The sequence below is a fragment of the Candidatus Brocadia sapporoensis genome, assembly GCF_001753675.2.
Lineage (GTDB): Bacteria > Planctomycetota > Brocadiia > Brocadiales > Brocadiaceae > Brocadia > Brocadia sapporoensis.
Genome location: NZ_MJUW02000017.1, coordinates 1 through 14,517, shown reverse-complemented (window position 1 = coordinate 14,517; position 14,517 = coordinate 1). Strand labels below are relative to the sequence as shown.

Here is a 14,517-nt window from a genome sequence, read left to right as displayed (position 1 = left end):
CCTACCATTTCATGATATTGATATCGTCAATGTTTATGGTTTCTTTATTCCTGAATACCGCGACAATGATTGCCAGACCGACGGCAGCTTCAGCAGCGGCAACGGTCATAGTAAAAAATACAAACAACTGGCCTTGCATGGAGTTGAGGTAATGGGCACACGCCACAAAGGACAGATTTACCGCATTGAGCATGAGTTCTATGCACATAAAGATGATGATGGCATTCCTCCGGATCAGAACACCAATAACGCCCACCGTAAACAGGATTGCGCTCAATACCAGATAGTGCGTAATCGTAATCATCTTATAATTTCCTCTTTGCCAGCATAATAGCGCCAATGGCCGCTACAAACAACAATATAGAGGTTATTTCGAATGGCAGCAGATATTCCGTGAACAATAAATTACCAATGAGTTTTGTATTTCCAACGCCTTGAACAAACGCCGTTGTGTATTGATCCTGCTTTCCTTGCAGGAGCTTTGACCTGATAACAATACAAATAATAGTGAACAATGCAATCCCCATGAGAATCGCGGGTATCCTTTGATAGGGCAAGGCATTCTTTGTCTCTTCCCCGATATCAAGGTTTAGTAACATAATTACGAAGAGGAAGAGCACCATAATGGCTCCGGCATATACGATGATCTGGACGGCAGCAACAAACTGCGCCTCAAGCAGTATGTAGAGAACGGCAAGAGAGACCATTGTCTGAATAAGATACAGAGCGCCAAAAACGGGATTTTTCTCAAAGATAAGATAGACCGCAGTGGTTACCGTAATTGCAGCTACAATGTAAAATAAATATGCTAACATTCCCCTAACCTGAATGAGTCAGAAAAGATAAAATCCAAAGCATAAAATCGCATGCCAAACCTCTCAGAGTTTTAAATCCTAACAGGATTAATTCCATTCATAAATTGGAGATACCATTATCACGATGGAGATATTTATCGCGGCAAATTTCTCTTCCTCGTGAGATCTAATAATTTTTCCTTATCAAAGACGTCTTTCTTCTCATACGTTGCCAGTTCAAAGGTATCCCTCAGGATGATAGCCCTTACCGGACACGCTTCTTCACAGAACCCGCAGAAAATACAACGGAAGGCGTCCAATTCATAGGTTTTTGGGTATCTCCTGTGCGTTTCATCCTCCGCGCCTTCAATAGAAATGCACTGCGAGGGACACACCTTGGCGCATAACCCGCAAGCAACACACTTTTCCCTGCCATCTTTTCCGATCTGCAGTTCCGGTAACCCCCGGAATCTCGTGGAAAGTTTTGGCCGTTCTTCAGGATAGAGTTCTGTTGCGCATGTCTTCGGATTGAGAAATCGCCTAAGAGTAAGCGCCAGTCCTTTCAATAAGGGTAAGATCATATTATCCTTTTATTACTATGACAAGTCCGGTAATTAATATATTAAAAAGCGAGAGCGGCAACAGGAATTTCCAGCCAAAATGCATCAACTGATCATATCTGAGCCGTGGGAACGTCGACCGTATCCAGATGAAAAAAAACAGACACCCCGATAACTTGAGCAGGAACCATACTACCGGAGGCAAAAATGGCCCTTGCCATCCGCCCAAAAAAAAGGTTACTGCAATGGCCGATACGGTGATCATGTTGGCATATTCAGCCATGAAAAACATCGCAAACTTCATACTGCTGTACTCGGTGTGGTATCCTGCCACAAGTTCTGATTCCGCCTCCGGCAGGTCAAACGGACACCGGTTGACCTCCGCTATTGCACTCGTGAAATAGATAAAAAAACCGATTGGTTGCAGAATAATATTCCATAATTTTGCCTGGGCATTAACAACGTCTACCAGACTCAAAGACTCTGTCATCATGACTACTCCGATCAGGGACAGCCCAAGGGTTAGTTCGTAGCTGATCATCTGTGCTGAAGACCGAATACCGCCCAGCAAAGAGTATTTGTTGTTCGATGCCCAGCCAGCCATGACGATACCATAAATACCCAGGGAGGATACGCCAAAAATATACAGAAATCCTATATTAACATCAGTAATTACCAGATCTACCTTGTACCCAAGAATTTTTACCGCGTCTCCGAAAGGAATAACGGCAAAGGTGAGCATTGCCGGAACCATTGCCATAGCCGGTGCCAGGACAAAAAGCAGCTTGCTTGCCTTTTCAGGAATAATATCTTCCTTAAAGAGGAGCTTGATACCATCGGCTATAGGTTGCAGCAAACCATGGGGACCAACACGCATCGGACCCAGCCGCACCTGCATGTGTGCCATAATCTTTCTTTCAAGCCAGATCATGGAAATGACCATAAGCTGAACTACGCCAAATACAAGCAGGATCTTAACACACACAATAACGAGATACACAAGGAATTCTTTATTCATTTCGCTGACGTTTCCCCAATCCGCTGCATTCTTTGACCGCAACATTCCAGGATACCTGTCGTTTCGACAATAACATCTATCTGCTGTCCGCATACGTTACAGTGGAATTTTACCCCATCTACAGGTTTATGATGGACTGCTGTCCAGGTGGCCATCATCCCCCCGGCATCGGCTGAACGCATTTCCTGGCCGCAACATACCAACACCCCGAAGCCTGCTTTCGTAACGACGACTTTTTGTCTGCAAATCTCACAAAAATATGTCTGTCCTTTTTTTGCCATACCATTACCCTCATATGTTCATCATTCTACTCTGTTTCTTTATAGATTTTAACCGGGGTATATATCTTATTGCGAAGCAGATTGACCGGTACCCACTCATAATCTTCCGGAATAAACACGATCCCTTCGGGTATCCTGTCCGTAACCTTTACTTTCAGCTTTATCTTGTTTTGCAAGGATTCAATTGTTACCGTATCTCCGTTCAAGATACCCGCATCCTGTGCAACCTTTCTGGATATTTCCACGAAACATTCCGGAGCAATTGCGATGAGCGCCTTTGCATGCCGGGAAAAAGAGCCATGATGATTCAAACTAGCCCCGGTAAGCAACAGATACGGAAAATCTTTTCTCTTTACTATAGCGGCAGATGGAGGGCGAATAATCTCAAAGGTATACGGCGCCCGAGGATTTTTATCATAGAAGGAAGATATCCAGCGAAATTCTTTTCTTTTCAAGCGGTCGTACTGAATACCGGCATAGATGGGAGACAAGCTTCCAATTTCCTGCAAAACCTCCTTCACAGAAAGATAAGAAAAAGAATATCCCATCTTTTTCGCAAGTTCACAGAGAATTTCCCAGTCCTGCCTTGCTTCTCCCGCGGGTTGGAGTGCCCTGTTCAGCCGCTGCACGGTCATCCCCATATTGGTAAAGGTTCCTTCCTTCTCAGCAAAGATTGCTGTCGGAAGGACAACGTCTGCCATTTGCGCCGTTTCCGTCAGAAAAGCATCCTGAACAACCAGGAAATCGAGCTTTTTGCATGCCTCCCGAACGTCTTTTCCATACGGGTAGGTCATGACAGGATTTTCTCCTATAACGTACAATGCTTTTACTTTGCCATTGAGCATAAGATCAATAACATTTACAGAATCTTCCTTCACCACATGCTCCGGCAGTTTCCTTCCCCATATCTTTTTGACCCTTTCCCTATGGGATGCATCATTTAAATCAAGATACCCGGGGAGGAATTCGGGAACAACCCCCATATCATTTACACCCTGAGAATTATTATGAGATCTTGAGAACAAAACCGAAGCCCGTTTGTCTTCATTGTTTCCAAGGATATTGAGCAGGGCACAGAGGTTCAACAAGGCTTTTACAGCGACTTCACCGGACGGGTCCTCTTCAATGTCCTTACCGCAGATAATATGGCATCTTCCCGGTTTTGCTAATATTCGCGCCGCATTTCTGATAGTTTCCTCAGGGACGCCTGTTTGCTGAGACGCCTCGCTGACCGTAACCATATTCAACGCGGAGCACAATTCGTGAAAATGGTTTGTCGCCGCTTCTGCCTTCTTTTCATCAACCAAACCTTCCTCGATGATAACTTTCATCAGGGCATTTATGAGGATGATCTGGCTTCCTAACGTATAGAACAATCGAACATCGTTTTTGGCGTTGCTATTGAACTGGACGTCTCTGACATTTGCGATGACGAGATTCGCATTGTTCAACCTAATAGCTTTTCTGGCCATACTGCCGATCACGGGATGTGCCTCTGTTACATCAGCGCCAAAGAAGAAGAGAGTATTTGCCTGTTCTAGTTCTCGGAGAAACGGCGTCGCAATTCCATTCACCACCGATTGATAAATCAGCCGGTTGAGATAGGGCGATTTCATATTCGATATATTGTCGATAACGTTCGTACCCAGGACAGCTCTGCAGAATTTTTGAAAGAGGTAATTGTCTTCATTGGTACACCTTTCAGAACCAATCCCACCAATCGATGTTCCCCCATATTTCTGGATAATTTCCTGGAACCGTTTCGATACATAGTCAAGAGCGTCATTCCAGGTTGCCGGAGAGAATTCACCGTTGCGCCTGATTAACGGAGTTTTCAACCGTTCAGGAGAGTGGATAAATTCGTGGCCAAACCTTCCCTTAACGCAGAGATTGCCTTCATTTATTCCCAAGCGATCATTGGATACGATCCGCCGTACGTTCCCTGCTTTTGTATCAACAACAACCGTGCATCCAACAGAACAGTAAGGACAAATCGTAGGCGTACTGGTAAATTCCCATGCTCTGCCTCTGAACCCTAAGGTTCTGTCCTGCCATGCGCCGGTCGGGCACACAGCAACGCAGCCGCCGCAGAAACTGCACTCCAGTGGCCGATCAAAGGCGGTACCGACTACCGTTTTAAAACCGCGGTTCTGAAAATCAATGGCGCTCAATCCTTCAATTTCCTTACAGGTGCTTACACAGCGGCCGCACAAAACACATCGGTTGCGGTTCAGTTCCAATACAGGGTTATCCCGGATCACCGGATAGTGCATTCTTACCGTCCTGAATCTGCCGGGAGCCAAATTTAGTTCATAAGTAATGTTCTGAAGTCCGCATTCTCCCGACTTGTCGCAGGTAGGACAGGAGAGTTCGTGATGCGCCAGTAAATACTCCATAACCGACTTGCGGTATCGAACGACTCTTGGAGTATTCACTTTCACCACCATTCCTTCTGACACGGGATGAGCACAGGCAAAACGGTGACCAGTCCTTTTCCGTTCCGTGATCTCAACAAAGCAAAGCCTGCAGCCCCCGAATTGTGAGAGTTTCGGATGATAGCACAGTCCCGGAATGTAAATGCCGTTGTTCATCGCTGCATGGAAAACATTCGTGCCTTCCGGAGCGCTGATAGGTTTGTCATCTATAACCAGTTGTACGATATTCATTTTATTTTATTGCCAGAAAATTACATTTTTCGTAACAAAGATTGCACTTGATACATTTTTCTTTATGAATGAAAGCAGTTTCCGCAGCACTGCCGCTGATTGCCTTAACCGGACAATTACGAATACATGCCTGACACCTGGTGCATTTTTCCGGGATCACCTCATACTTGTGGAGGGCAACACACGTGGCCGTTGGGCAAATTTTATCACGGATATGTGCTACATATTCATCCCGAAAATACCGGATGGTAGATTTTACCGGATTTGGGGCTGATTGACCAAGACCGCAAAGAGACATCACCTTCATCTCGTCACCCATCTGTTCCAGTATCTCTAAATCTTTATCTTCACCTTGTCCCATGGTAATACGGGTGAGGATTTCCAGGATAAGGGTAGTGCCAATCCGGCAGGGTGGGCATTTTCCGCATGATTCATTAGCACAAAAATTCATAAAGAATCTGGCCATCTCTACCATGCAGGTAGTCTCGTCAACAACCACAAAACTTCCTGAGCCCATCATTGCACCTGCCCCGACAAGCGATTCGTAATCTATGGGTGAATCCAGCAGGGATTCAGGAAGACAACCACCAGACGGACCTCCGATTTGCACCGCCTTAAATTTTTTTCTTTTTGGAATTCCGCCGCCCATATCGAAGACAATTTGTCTGATCGTTGTACCCATAGGAACCTCAACAAGACCAGCATTTTTTATCTTTCCGGTCAGGGAGAAGATTTTTGTTCCCTTGCTCTTTTCTGTACCAATTCTGGTATACCAATTCGCACCCTGATTTATAATAAATGGTACGTTAGCAAAGGTCTCTACATTATTCAAACACGTAGGTTTATGCCATAGGCCGGCCTCTACAGATTGCGGCGGCCTCGTGTGGGGCATACCTCGTTTGCCTTCAATAGAGTTTTGTAATGCAGTTGATTCACCGCAGACAAAGGCACCTGCCCCCTCTTTTATATACATTTCCATGCTGTATCCGGTTTTTAATATGTTTTGTCCCAGAAAACCATGCTTTTTTGCCTCTTCAATAGTATGTTTTAGCCTTTTGACTGCCAGAGGGTATTCGGCACGAATGTAGATGTAACCAGCCGTGGCATTAATAGCATACCCGGCAATAATCATACCCTCTAAAACAGCGTGAGGGTCTCCTTCCAAAAGACTCCTGTCCATGAAGGCGCCCGGATCGCCCTCATCGGCATTGCACACGACAAATTTTTCGTCAGCAGAATACTTGGCACAGGATGCCCACTTTTCACCTGTTGGAAAACCACCACCACCACGGCCCCTGAGACCTGATTTGCTTATTTCGTCAATTATCGCTTTAGGTGTCATGGACTTGAGGGCTTTTTCAAGAGCCGTGTATCCGCCCCGCTCAATATATTCATTGATGCTATCGGGGTCAATATATCCGCAATTCCTGAGGATATATTTTTTTTGACCTCTATTCATCTCCAGATCATCAAAAAAGGGTAACCCTTCATAAGGAATGACTGTCTTGTCGTCCAGGTACATCTGTGACATAACGTATTTCTTTACTGCCTCTCCCCTTCCCACGTGTTCTTCTAGGATTTGTGGAATCATTGTTGCTTTTACATTTCCGTAAGTAACACGCGTGCGGCCGGGGAAGATCACGTCCATAAGCACCTCGTATGCGCACATACCAATACAACCTGTATGTACTATATCCGCATCGAGCTTTTGTCTTTCCAGCTCGTGTTCGATACTTTTCAGCACATTTCTTGCACCAGCACCCAAACCACAAGAGGCCATACCGATAAGTATTTGTGGTTTTTGCGGATTGGGTTTTTGTTGCTGAATTATCATTTCATTACTATTCATAAAAATTACTTGGGAATTCCCGCTTCTTTTATCTCTTTTATGACCGTAGCAACCGTATCCGGCGCTAGTTTTCCATGGAGATCTTCATCCACCATCATAACAGGCGCCAGTGAACATGCGCCCAGACAGGCAACTTCCTCCAGCGTGAATGCGTTATCCTTTGTTGTCATACCTGTGGGAACCTCTAATGTTTCGCTCAGTTTCTCCATGACCTTTTTTGCTCCTTTTATATGGCATGCAGTCCCGCAACACACCTTAATGATGTGCTGTCCGCGCGGTTTTAAATGAAACTGAGCATAAAAAGTAGCAACCCCGATTATTTCATGAACACTAACATGCAATCTTTCTGAAATACGATCGATAACTGGTTCCGGCAGATAACCATATTCCGTCTGTACCATCTGCAAAATGGGAATTACTGCCCCTCTTGCGTTTTTATATTTTCCCAGTATCTTTTCTATCTTTGAAAAATCTACCGTATTGCCTTGCGCAACTTGTTCTTTTGCGGTATTCATTTTTACTATATCATCGTGATATTCAAATTTTAACGATCAATTTCTCCCAAAACGATGTCAAGACTTCCAATTGTCGCGACAACATCAGGAAGCATACGACCTTCTATCATCTTCGGCAACGCCTCGAGATTGACAAACGAAGGCGGCCGTATCTTAAGACGGTAAGGATGGCTGGAGCCATCGCTGACCAGATAAAAGCCTAACTCGCCTTTCGGCGCTTCAATGCTGGCATAAACCTCACCCTTTGGCGGATGAATACCATCCGTAATCAGTTTAAAATGAGTGATCATCGACTCCATGATCGTTTCAACGTCTTCTTTCGGCGGCAGAGTGACGTTCGGTATCCTGGCCAGATAATCTCCCTTGGGAAGGATATTGAGCGCCTGCTGAACGATCCCGTTGCTCTGATGCATCTCTTCAATTCGTATCCGATATCGGTCATATACGTCGCCGTTCTTACCCAGCGGGACCACAAATTGGTATTTATCATATTGGGAATAGGGTTCCGCCTTTCTGATATCCCAGTTGACTCCCGATCCCCGCAAACTCGGGCCACTGAGCCCATAATCGATGGCGTCTTCTGCAGAAATAATGCCCACGTCAACCGTGCGTTTTTTCCATATAGGGTTTTCCGTAAGGAGTGTCTCGTATTCGTTGAGCCGGGAAGGAAATTCCATAACAAATTTATGAGTTCTCTCAGCAAACCCACCGGGCAAGTCCCGCGATACGCCACCCACCCGAATATAGGAGGTATGCATCCGCGCCCCCGACACCATCTCAAAGATGTCATAGATTGCCTCACGCTCTCTGAAACAATAGAAGAATACGGTCATGGCGCCGATATCCAGCGCATGAGTCGCAAGCCACAGCAGGTGGGAAGCAATCCTCGTGAGTTCGCAAAGAAGTACGCGAATGTGTTGTGCCCTTTCAGGAATTTCAATGCCGAGCAGTTTCTCAACGGTAAGGGCGTACGCCAAATTATTTGAAAAAGGGGCAACATAATCCAGCCGGTCGGTGAGGGGGATACACTGATGATACGTTCTGTATTCCGCAAGCTTTTCCACACCCCGGTGGAGGAATCCGACATGCGGCACTGCCTTTGTGATCGTCTCGCCGTCCAGTTCCAACAAAAGCCTCAAAACGCCGTGTGTGCTGGGATGTTGCGGACCCATATTGATTGTCATCAAATGGGTCGTAGTTGTGGTTGTTGACGCCTCTGTCACGCTTCATCCTTTCGATAAATATCCCGGAGCGTGGCTGGCTGTCTTCCGTCCAGGGGATAATCTTTTCGTAATGGATGTCCTTCAAAGTCTTCCGGAGTAAGAATTTTTCTCAAATCAGGATGCCCCTCAAACGTAATACCAAACATATCGTAGGTCTCCCTTTCATGCCAATTTGCCGTCTTCCAGACACCGGTTACTGTTGGCAGGCTTGGCGCGTCTGGTGAGACAGACGCCTTAAGACGCAGACGGTGATTTTTTGAAAGAGAATAGAGGTGGTATACCACATCAAAAACATTATCCGTTTCAATCCGGTCAACTCCACACAGATCAGACAAAAAATTAAAATCGAGGGCTTCGTTTTTCTTAAGAAATTGCGCAATTTCGGCAACAGCGTCTTTTTTCACGGTAAGCGTCAATTCGTTCCGAAATGAAGCTATGCTCATAATTGCTTCAGGAAATTTTGTTTTTATTAATGCGGCCAGGTCTTCATTTTTCATGGGCATTTACAACGATTCCTTTTTAATCTTTTTTTGTATTTCCATAATGGCATGGATCAACGCCTCCGGTCTGGGCGGACATCCGGGAAGATACACATCTACGGGTAAAACCTGGTCAAGACCCTGAACAACGCTGTAGGTATTGTATACGCCGCCAGAGACTGCACATGCACCCATTGCAATAACCCACTTCGGCTCCGGCATCTGGTCGTAAATTTTTCTCGCCACGGACGCCATCTTGTAAGTAAGCGTGCCAGCGACAATCATCAGATCTGATTGCCGTGGTGAAAAGCGAAAGACCTCTGCGCCAAACCGCGCAAGATCATAGCGGGGCGCAACTACCGCCATCATTTCTATGGCACAGCAGGCCAGCCCGAACGGCATTGGCCAGAGAGAAGACTCGCGCGCCCAGTTTATCATGGTGGTTAAGGTTGTTGTAAGAATATTGTCACCGAGGTGACTTTCTAATCCCATTCCAACCCCCCTCTTTTCCAGATATAAAAATAACAAATGAGGAGTATGCCAAGAAAGATAAGCATTTCAATAAAACCAAAGAGACTAAGCGACTTAAATGCCACCGCCCAGGGGTAAAGAAAGACCACTTCAATATCAAAAATAACAAACAACATGGCAATAAGATAAAACTTTACCGAAAAACGTTCCCGTGCCGAACCCACCGGATTAATACCGCACTCATACGGTGAGAGTTTTTCTGCGGTGGGTTTGCGTCTTCCCAAAATCGCCGAAAGCCCGATATTGGTAACAGCAAATCCTACAGCAACAATAAATAATATTAGTATAGGTAAATAATGTATCATAAAAAAATCATTATAAAAGTATTTATAAAAAAGTCAAAGAGATTTGCACAATAAAAATCCTTTGGCTGGTATTAAAGGCAAGATAAAAGTACAAGGAGAATACCCTGTTTTATAATGTAGAGAATACGCCATTTTTGGGCGAAGACTTATAAACAGGGGTCGAGTAAACGGCAGAATTACTGCACACGGCTCTTCAAACAGATTCATTGATTAGTGTTTGAACGAAAACCAGCCGAAGGCAGATAATACAAAGTGGAGAAGGAAAAGACATTCGATAGAAGACGAGAAAGAGACCTGTACTGAGTCAATCGAAGTATTTGAGCAGCAACAGGAGTTTGGCATCATACCCATTTCTGCGGTACAATCGCCAATCAGGCAGATTCTTGGGGTAGAGACGACGTTTGGAGAGGGCAAGAGATTTTCAAGGCAGGGTATCAAGGACAATGTAAGTTTATTGGATGAGGAGACCATCAATAAAACCAATAAGGTAGTGGTAAGAAAGGCAGCTTAAAAACTACAAGAAGCAGCATGGCAAGGGAGATACTATCTCCAGACAAGTCTAAAATGAAGGGAAATGAGTAAGAAATACTTATTCCTGCCAGAAGTCTAACATCAAATTTTATGAAACGATTTTAGTAAGCGTAAAATCGCCCTGATACTTTTCAAAAATAAGATGTTTTCGTTCAGACACGAAATAGCTTCAAGACGCTTCTTGAGTGGTTCCTCTCTCATGCTGGTAATTCTTCTTCCTTGCCGCGAAGAGGTGCAAACGCAGAAATGAGGACATTTCCGGCAATCTTTGCCGTTTGCCTTATAAGTCATTTCACGGGCTTTAGCCGAATAATACGAGAATCTCTTTCCTCCGGGACAACCATATTCGCCTTGGGAAGAATCATACCGGAATTGCCCTTTGACAAATGGTTTTATGGGTGGATTGCCATTCTCCTTTTGTGCTTGTTTTTGTATAGGCATGACAACCATACTGTCTTCTTCCACCTGATTGAGGTCCTCAAGGCTATAATATCCAGAGTCACTACAGACTACCTTGGGTTTATCTCCTATGACCTCGCTGGCTTGTCTGATCTGGCGGTGGAATTGATTGAGATCGTTATTTTCACTTGCCACCTCGCTTGAGACAATCAAGCCATGCTTTTTGTCAACTACCATTTGAGCATTATTATGAGGCATGGGTTCCCTGACGTCCTTTCGCTTTCACACAACCCTGATCAGCGGTATTGATTGAGGACTTCTTGATCTCCTTCAGGGTTTTTGCGATATCCTGAATCGTTACCTGTAATTTCTCCAGACCACGAGTTCCTTTTTTATCTTGACCCAGCCGGGGAGTTTGTCCGTGTGATATATTCAAAAACAACATGGACAAACAAGTTTGTCCATGCCACCCTATAACCCGCTTAAATAAAATGAGAATCCTATACAATTAAATTAAAAAATATCACCTGCCCCGCTCCAGGTAACAAAAAAGCATGGAAACAAATAGCTCCTGGCTAGAAGACCCCTGGTATGACATTCTGGATTGACATCTTTTGTGTCGCCCTATAAAATCTTGTTCTACCTTGAGCCCTTTATTGGTTCATGAGTTTTATCTACCAACTCTTTTGTATCCAATCAGGGTTCTTCTTTAAAAACTCAATTTGAACAAAAAGGTGTACCACACAAATGCCTGTTTTGCTTTTTACAACGAGAAGAAAACTTCGCAAGATAGTTCCTGCAAGAGATAAACTCCTTAAAAAAGAAGGAACGGTTTGTATCTGTTGAATATACAGAGACCAAACACGCATATTCTTTCTCATCACCGTTTGTAAAGGCTAGTTTGTTTTCTGTTAATCGCCGGTGGAATCTTTTACTTCTTTTTTATCTTCTTCTCTGCTTTTTAAGGTAATCTCCATCTTTTTTTCCTCTCCGTCTTTCAGCTCTACGGTCTGGGTGACAGTCTCCATATTTGTTTTTGCTGCGATAATATCATAGGTGTCTGCGTCTAAATTATCAAATGTGAAAAATCCATGTGCATCAGAGAATATCATATGGAAGCCCTTTTTCCTTGCCTTTGTTCCCTTGAGCCGTAATTTCGCAGATGCTATCGGTTCTCCTTTTGCAAAGGAGACGGCTTTCCCATAAATCTTGCCTTTCAGAGGCAGCGTTGTAAACGTCATTTCAGTTCCAGAGGTCGCACCTGCGCTATTTTGCGCTACCAATCGGTAATAATACGTTGTTCCTGATTTCAATCCGCTGATCCGGTTGCCTATTGGTATATCATGCTCAATATCTTCACTATCTTGGATTGGCGACATGTTGCTGTAATGTCCGCTGCTCGTACCGTATTGAAACCATGCCGTTGTTGGTAATCCCATTGCATGTACAGTTCCATTCAAAGTAGCCAATTCCGCGGTTACACTCGTTGCAACGCCTGTTTTTACCACGGGCGTGTTGTTGTCGGTGGTATACGTTATCGTTATTTTTGCTATTCCTGTATTTCCCATACTATCCGTAGCCTTTACGGTTATCACATTATCTCCCCTGGCCAGTTCGATATGGGGAATAATCCAGTCGAGCGTGTTTCTCTCTGTTTCTTTCTTTCCTCTGCTATTCGTCCACACGATACTGCTTATTTCCGTTAAATTGTCTGATGCGTTTCCGCCTATACTAATGGTTTCGCTGGTAGTTGTATAGGCGCGATCAGAAGTTGGCTGCTGAATTGTAACTACAGGCGGCGTTATATCCACGATGACAGAACTACTGGCGGTGTCCGATATGTTTCCGGAAGCATCCTTATACCAGACGTACACAGTGTTCCTGTCATCACCGTTTGTGAAAGTATAGGGGACGTTCTCCCTGTAATCCGTTGTTTCAGGTATCGATTTCCAGCCGACGGAATATGGTGAGGGCGGTATAGCACTTGCAGAAAGATAATAACCTGTTACCCCGGTATTGTCCGTAGCAGAAAGGTTTAATGTAACGGTTAAAGAGTTTGTACAATTATTTCCACCATTGATTTTTACGGAACCATTGGGTGGGATTATTTCTGTTGAAATTGATGAATTTATATCGACCGTTGTAAATGACATTTCTCTCCCATATGACGTGCCTGCGTCGTTCTTTGCCACAAGACGATAATAATACGTTGAGGCTGGAAGCAGTTCAATTATCCTGACACTTATTTCTGAATCGCTTGTTCCAATTACGGTTTGTGTTGTACCGGTACTCTTCGATGCTCCATTGACAATTCTGTATTGAAGCCATACCGTTGTTGATAACCCGCGTGCATTTACTATCCCCTGAATTGTTGCCGAATCGTATGTTACCCTGGAGGCTGGTCCGGTTATGACGATAGGTGCGTTAGCAGCGGATTGCGAAGGGGAGACTTCGGCTTGAGAGTAATAAGGCACCGATCCCGTAGTCTGATGATATATCGTCTCGTCTGAAAAAAGTGTGTGTGAATTACCGACAAACCAGCTAAACACGAGGACTGCCGGAAATAAAAATCTGACGAGACAGAAGAAACAAGATGCAAATTTCAACACCATGTCTGCAAGAAAACGATGTTGTATGTTTTCCATAATATTTTCTCTTCCTGAAAATGGCTGACAGATCATCCGTTATGCTTGCCGTATCAAGGTACAGCATTAATACACGAGATGACTTGGGCAGCGCTTTTCATCTCCCTTTGATGGGTAGGACAAGCGGGGAAGATTGGCCTACCGGGTATTTCATAAATATTTGCATACCCTCCTTACTCCCCTTTTTCCAGAGGGAAATCACACCAAGTTAACATTTTTGCAACAATCTTGGCTTTTTGAATAAGGCAACGCCGGTCGTTCGACTGAGCTCACGACGAAGACCCTTGTGGTTGGTTTGTGCGGAGGACTTCGCCATGGGCTCAGCCGAACGACAAACCACAAGCGCTACATATTTTGTTTCGCACGGATTACCGACAACGGCAAAATTTTTTTAAAAACCTGTATTGTCCCAAATTATTAAGTTTATGTTAAGCTTTCTCAGCAAACAGCGACGAATAGGGATATTTTTGGGATGGTTAGCGCAATACGTTAATATTTGCTGAGCAAACTCAATAACCATCAATTATTATGTCTCAAGGTACATCGTTTGAGTATCAAATGCAACAGAGATTTTATAAAGACCCGATAAGAAGCCCATCCAACACGTAAATAAAAACTGGCTCCGGGTGTGATGGTAATCTCTCTCGTTCTTATTTTCAAAAACCGAGTAACTATTCAGCGAAACTGATGGTGAGAGAGAATATTTTCTCAGAATAGTTAG

Annotated in this window: 17 protein-coding genes; 1 reads left to right on the top strand and 16 read right to left on the bottom strand. The window is 44.4% G+C overall.

Going from position 1 to position 14,517, the window contains the following annotated elements; translation table 11 throughout:
* Window position 1: 1 nt before the first annotated feature.
* The 12 genes from nuoK to BIY37_RS00395 form a co-directional block, all read right to left on the bottom strand.
* On the bottom strand, window positions 2–304 hold the full coding sequence (gene nuoK / locus BIY37_RS00450) for an NADH-quinone oxidoreductase subunit NuoK (RefSeq protein ID WP_070065882.1): 303 nt from the start codon (window positions 302–304) through the stop codon (window positions 2–4).
* Between the two features lies 1 nt (window position 305).
* Window positions 306–815, bottom strand: a complete 510-nt coding sequence (locus tag BIY37_RS00445) for an NADH-quinone oxidoreductase subunit J (RefSeq protein ID WP_070065881.1) — start codon at window positions 813–815, stop codon at window positions 306–308.
* A 134-nt stretch (window positions 816–949) separates the two neighbouring features.
* A complete protein-coding gene (locus BIY37_RS00440; RefSeq protein WP_070065880.1) occupies window positions 950–1,375 on the bottom strand; it encodes a NuoI/complex I 23 kDa subunit family protein in 426 nt (141 codons plus the stop codon).
* A gap of 1 nt (window position 1,376) precedes the next feature.
* Window positions 1,377–2,372, bottom strand: a complete 996-nt coding sequence (gene nuoH, locus BIY37_RS00435) for an NADH-quinone oxidoreductase subunit NuoH (RefSeq protein ID WP_070065879.1) — start codon at window positions 2,370–2,372, stop codon at window positions 1,377–1,379.
* A complete protein-coding gene (locus BIY37_RS00430; RefSeq protein WP_070065878.1) occupies window positions 2,369–2,653 on the bottom strand; it encodes a hypothetical protein in 285 nt (94 codons plus the stop codon). Before BIY37_RS00430 ends, nuoH begins: the two co-directional genes overlap by 4 nt.
* A gap of 26 nt (window positions 2,654–2,679) precedes the next feature.
* Window positions 2,680–5,319 carry a molybdopterin-dependent oxidoreductase gene (locus tag BIY37_RS00425; RefSeq protein WP_070065877.1) on the bottom strand — a complete coding sequence of 880 codons (2,640 nt, stop codon included), beginning with the start codon at window positions 5,317–5,319 and terminating at the stop codon, window positions 2,680–2,682.
* 1 nt (window position 5,320) lies between these two features.
* Window positions 5,321–7,168, bottom strand: coding sequence for an NADH-quinone oxidoreductase subunit NuoF (locus BIY37_RS00420; protein WP_070065876.1), 1,848 nt, complete (start codon window positions 7,166–7,168; stop codon window positions 5,321–5,323).
* A 5-nt stretch (window positions 7,169–7,173) separates the two neighbouring features.
* Entirely contained in the window at window positions 7,174–7,683 is a 510-nt protein-coding gene (gene nuoE / locus BIY37_RS00415) for an NADH-quinone oxidoreductase subunit NuoE (protein WP_070065875.1), read from the bottom strand.
* Window positions 7,684–7,712: 29 nt separating this feature from the next.
* Complete coding sequence (gene nuoD / locus BIY37_RS00410) at window positions 7,713–8,867, bottom strand: NADH dehydrogenase (quinone) subunit D (RefSeq protein WP_070065874.1); 1,155 nt, start codon at window positions 8,865–8,867, stop codon at window positions 7,713–7,715.
* A gap of 35 nt (window positions 8,868–8,902) precedes the next feature.
* Complete coding sequence (locus tag BIY37_RS00405; RefSeq protein ID WP_315850098.1) at window positions 8,903–9,409, bottom strand: NADH-quinone oxidoreductase subunit C; 507 nt, start codon at window positions 9,407–9,409, stop codon at window positions 8,903–8,905.
* The gene (locus BIY37_RS00400) at window positions 9,410–9,877 is read right to left on the bottom strand and encodes an NADH-quinone oxidoreductase subunit B (RefSeq protein ID WP_070065873.1); all 468 of its coding nucleotides are present in this window, start codon (window positions 9,875–9,877) and stop codon (window positions 9,410–9,412) included. It lies immediately after the preceding gene.
* Window positions 9,868–10,221, bottom strand: a complete 354-nt coding sequence (locus BIY37_RS00395; protein WP_070065872.1) for an NADH-quinone oxidoreductase subunit A — start codon at window positions 10,219–10,221, stop codon at window positions 9,868–9,870. The genes BIY37_RS00400 and BIY37_RS00395 overlap by 10 nt, the downstream gene beginning before the upstream one ends.
* Before the next feature lie 217 nt (window positions 10,222–10,438).
* Here BIY37_RS00395 and BIY37_RS00390 point away from each other — a divergent pair, with 217 nt between their 5' ends.
* Window positions 10,439–10,732, top strand: a complete 294-nt coding sequence (locus tag BIY37_RS00390; RefSeq protein WP_070065871.1) for a hypothetical protein — start codon at window positions 10,439–10,441, stop codon at window positions 10,730–10,732.
* Between the two features lie 101 nt (window positions 10,733–10,833).
* Here the strand turns inward: BIY37_RS00390 and BIY37_RS00385 are convergent, their stop codons facing one another.
* The 4 genes from BIY37_RS00385 to BIY37_RS13735 form a co-directional block, all read right to left on the bottom strand.
* Entirely contained in the window at window positions 10,834–11,409 is a 576-nt protein-coding gene (locus BIY37_RS00385) for a transposase (protein ID WP_070065870.1), read from the bottom strand.
* Window positions 11,399–11,587, bottom strand: a complete 189-nt coding sequence (locus BIY37_RS00380; RefSeq protein ID WP_143299105.1) for a hypothetical protein — start codon at window positions 11,585–11,587, stop codon at window positions 11,399–11,401. Before BIY37_RS00380 ends, BIY37_RS00385 begins: the two co-directional genes overlap by 11 nt.
* 475 nt (window positions 11,588–12,062) lie before the next feature.
* The gene (locus BIY37_RS00370; RefSeq protein WP_070065867.1) at window positions 12,063–13,796 is read right to left on the bottom strand and encodes a carboxypeptidase regulatory-like domain-containing protein; all 1,734 of its coding nucleotides are present in this window, start codon (window positions 13,794–13,796) and stop codon (window positions 12,063–12,065) included.
* A gap of 526 nt (window positions 13,797–14,322) precedes the next feature.
* Window positions 14,323–14,517 (bottom strand): hypothetical protein (locus BIY37_RS13735; RefSeq protein ID WP_230402390.1); only part of this gene is annotated, 195 nt, incomplete at its 5' end.

Coding starts and splice junctions, on each gene's coding strand:
- nuoH (WP_070065879.1), bottom strand. CDS start 2,372: ATGAATAAAGAATTCCTTGTGTATCTCGTTATTGTGTGTGTTAAGATC.
- BIY37_RS00440 (WP_070065880.1), bottom strand. CDS start 1,375: ATGATCTTACCCTTATTGAAAGGACTGGCGCTTACTCTTAGGCGATTT.
- BIY37_RS00385 (WP_070065870.1), bottom strand. CDS start 11,409: ATGCCTCATAATAATGCTCAAATGGTAGTTGACAAAAAGCATGGCTTG.
- BIY37_RS00445 (WP_070065881.1), bottom strand. CDS start 815: ATGTTAGCATATTTATTTTACATTGTAGCTGCAATTACGGTAACCACT.
- nuoD (WP_070065874.1), bottom strand. CDS start 8,867: ATGACAATCAATATGGGTCCGCAACATCCCAGCACACACGGCGTTTTG.
- BIY37_RS00430 (WP_070065878.1), bottom strand. CDS start 2,653: ATGGCAAAAAAAGGACAGACATATTTTTGTGAGATTTGCAGACAAAAA.
- BIY37_RS00405 (WP_315850098.1), bottom strand. CDS start 9,409: ATGCCCATGAAAAATGAAGACCTGGCCGCATTAATAAAAACAAAATTT.
- BIY37_RS00420 (WP_070065876.1), bottom strand. CDS start 7,168: ATGAATAGTAATGAAATGATAATTCAGCAACAAAAACCCAATCCGCAA.
- BIY37_RS00425 (WP_070065877.1), bottom strand. CDS start 5,319: ATGAATATCGTACAACTGGTTATAGATGACAAACCTATCAGCGCTCCG.
- nuoK (WP_070065882.1), bottom strand. CDS start 304: ATGATTACGATTACGCACTATCTGGTATTGAGCGCAATCCTGTTTACG.
- BIY37_RS00395 (WP_070065872.1), bottom strand. CDS start 10,221: ATGATACATTATTTACCTATACTAATATTATTTATTGTTGCTGTAGGA.
- BIY37_RS00400 (WP_070065873.1), bottom strand. CDS start 9,877: ATGGGATTAGAAAGTCACCTCGGTGACAATATTCTTACAACAACCTTA.
- BIY37_RS00370 (WP_070065867.1), bottom strand. CDS start 13,796: ATGGAAAACATACAACATCGTTTTCTTGCAGACATGGTGTTGAAATTT.
- nuoE (WP_070065875.1), bottom strand. CDS start 7,683: ATGAATACCGCAAAAGAACAAGTTGCGCAAGGCAATACGGTAGATTTT.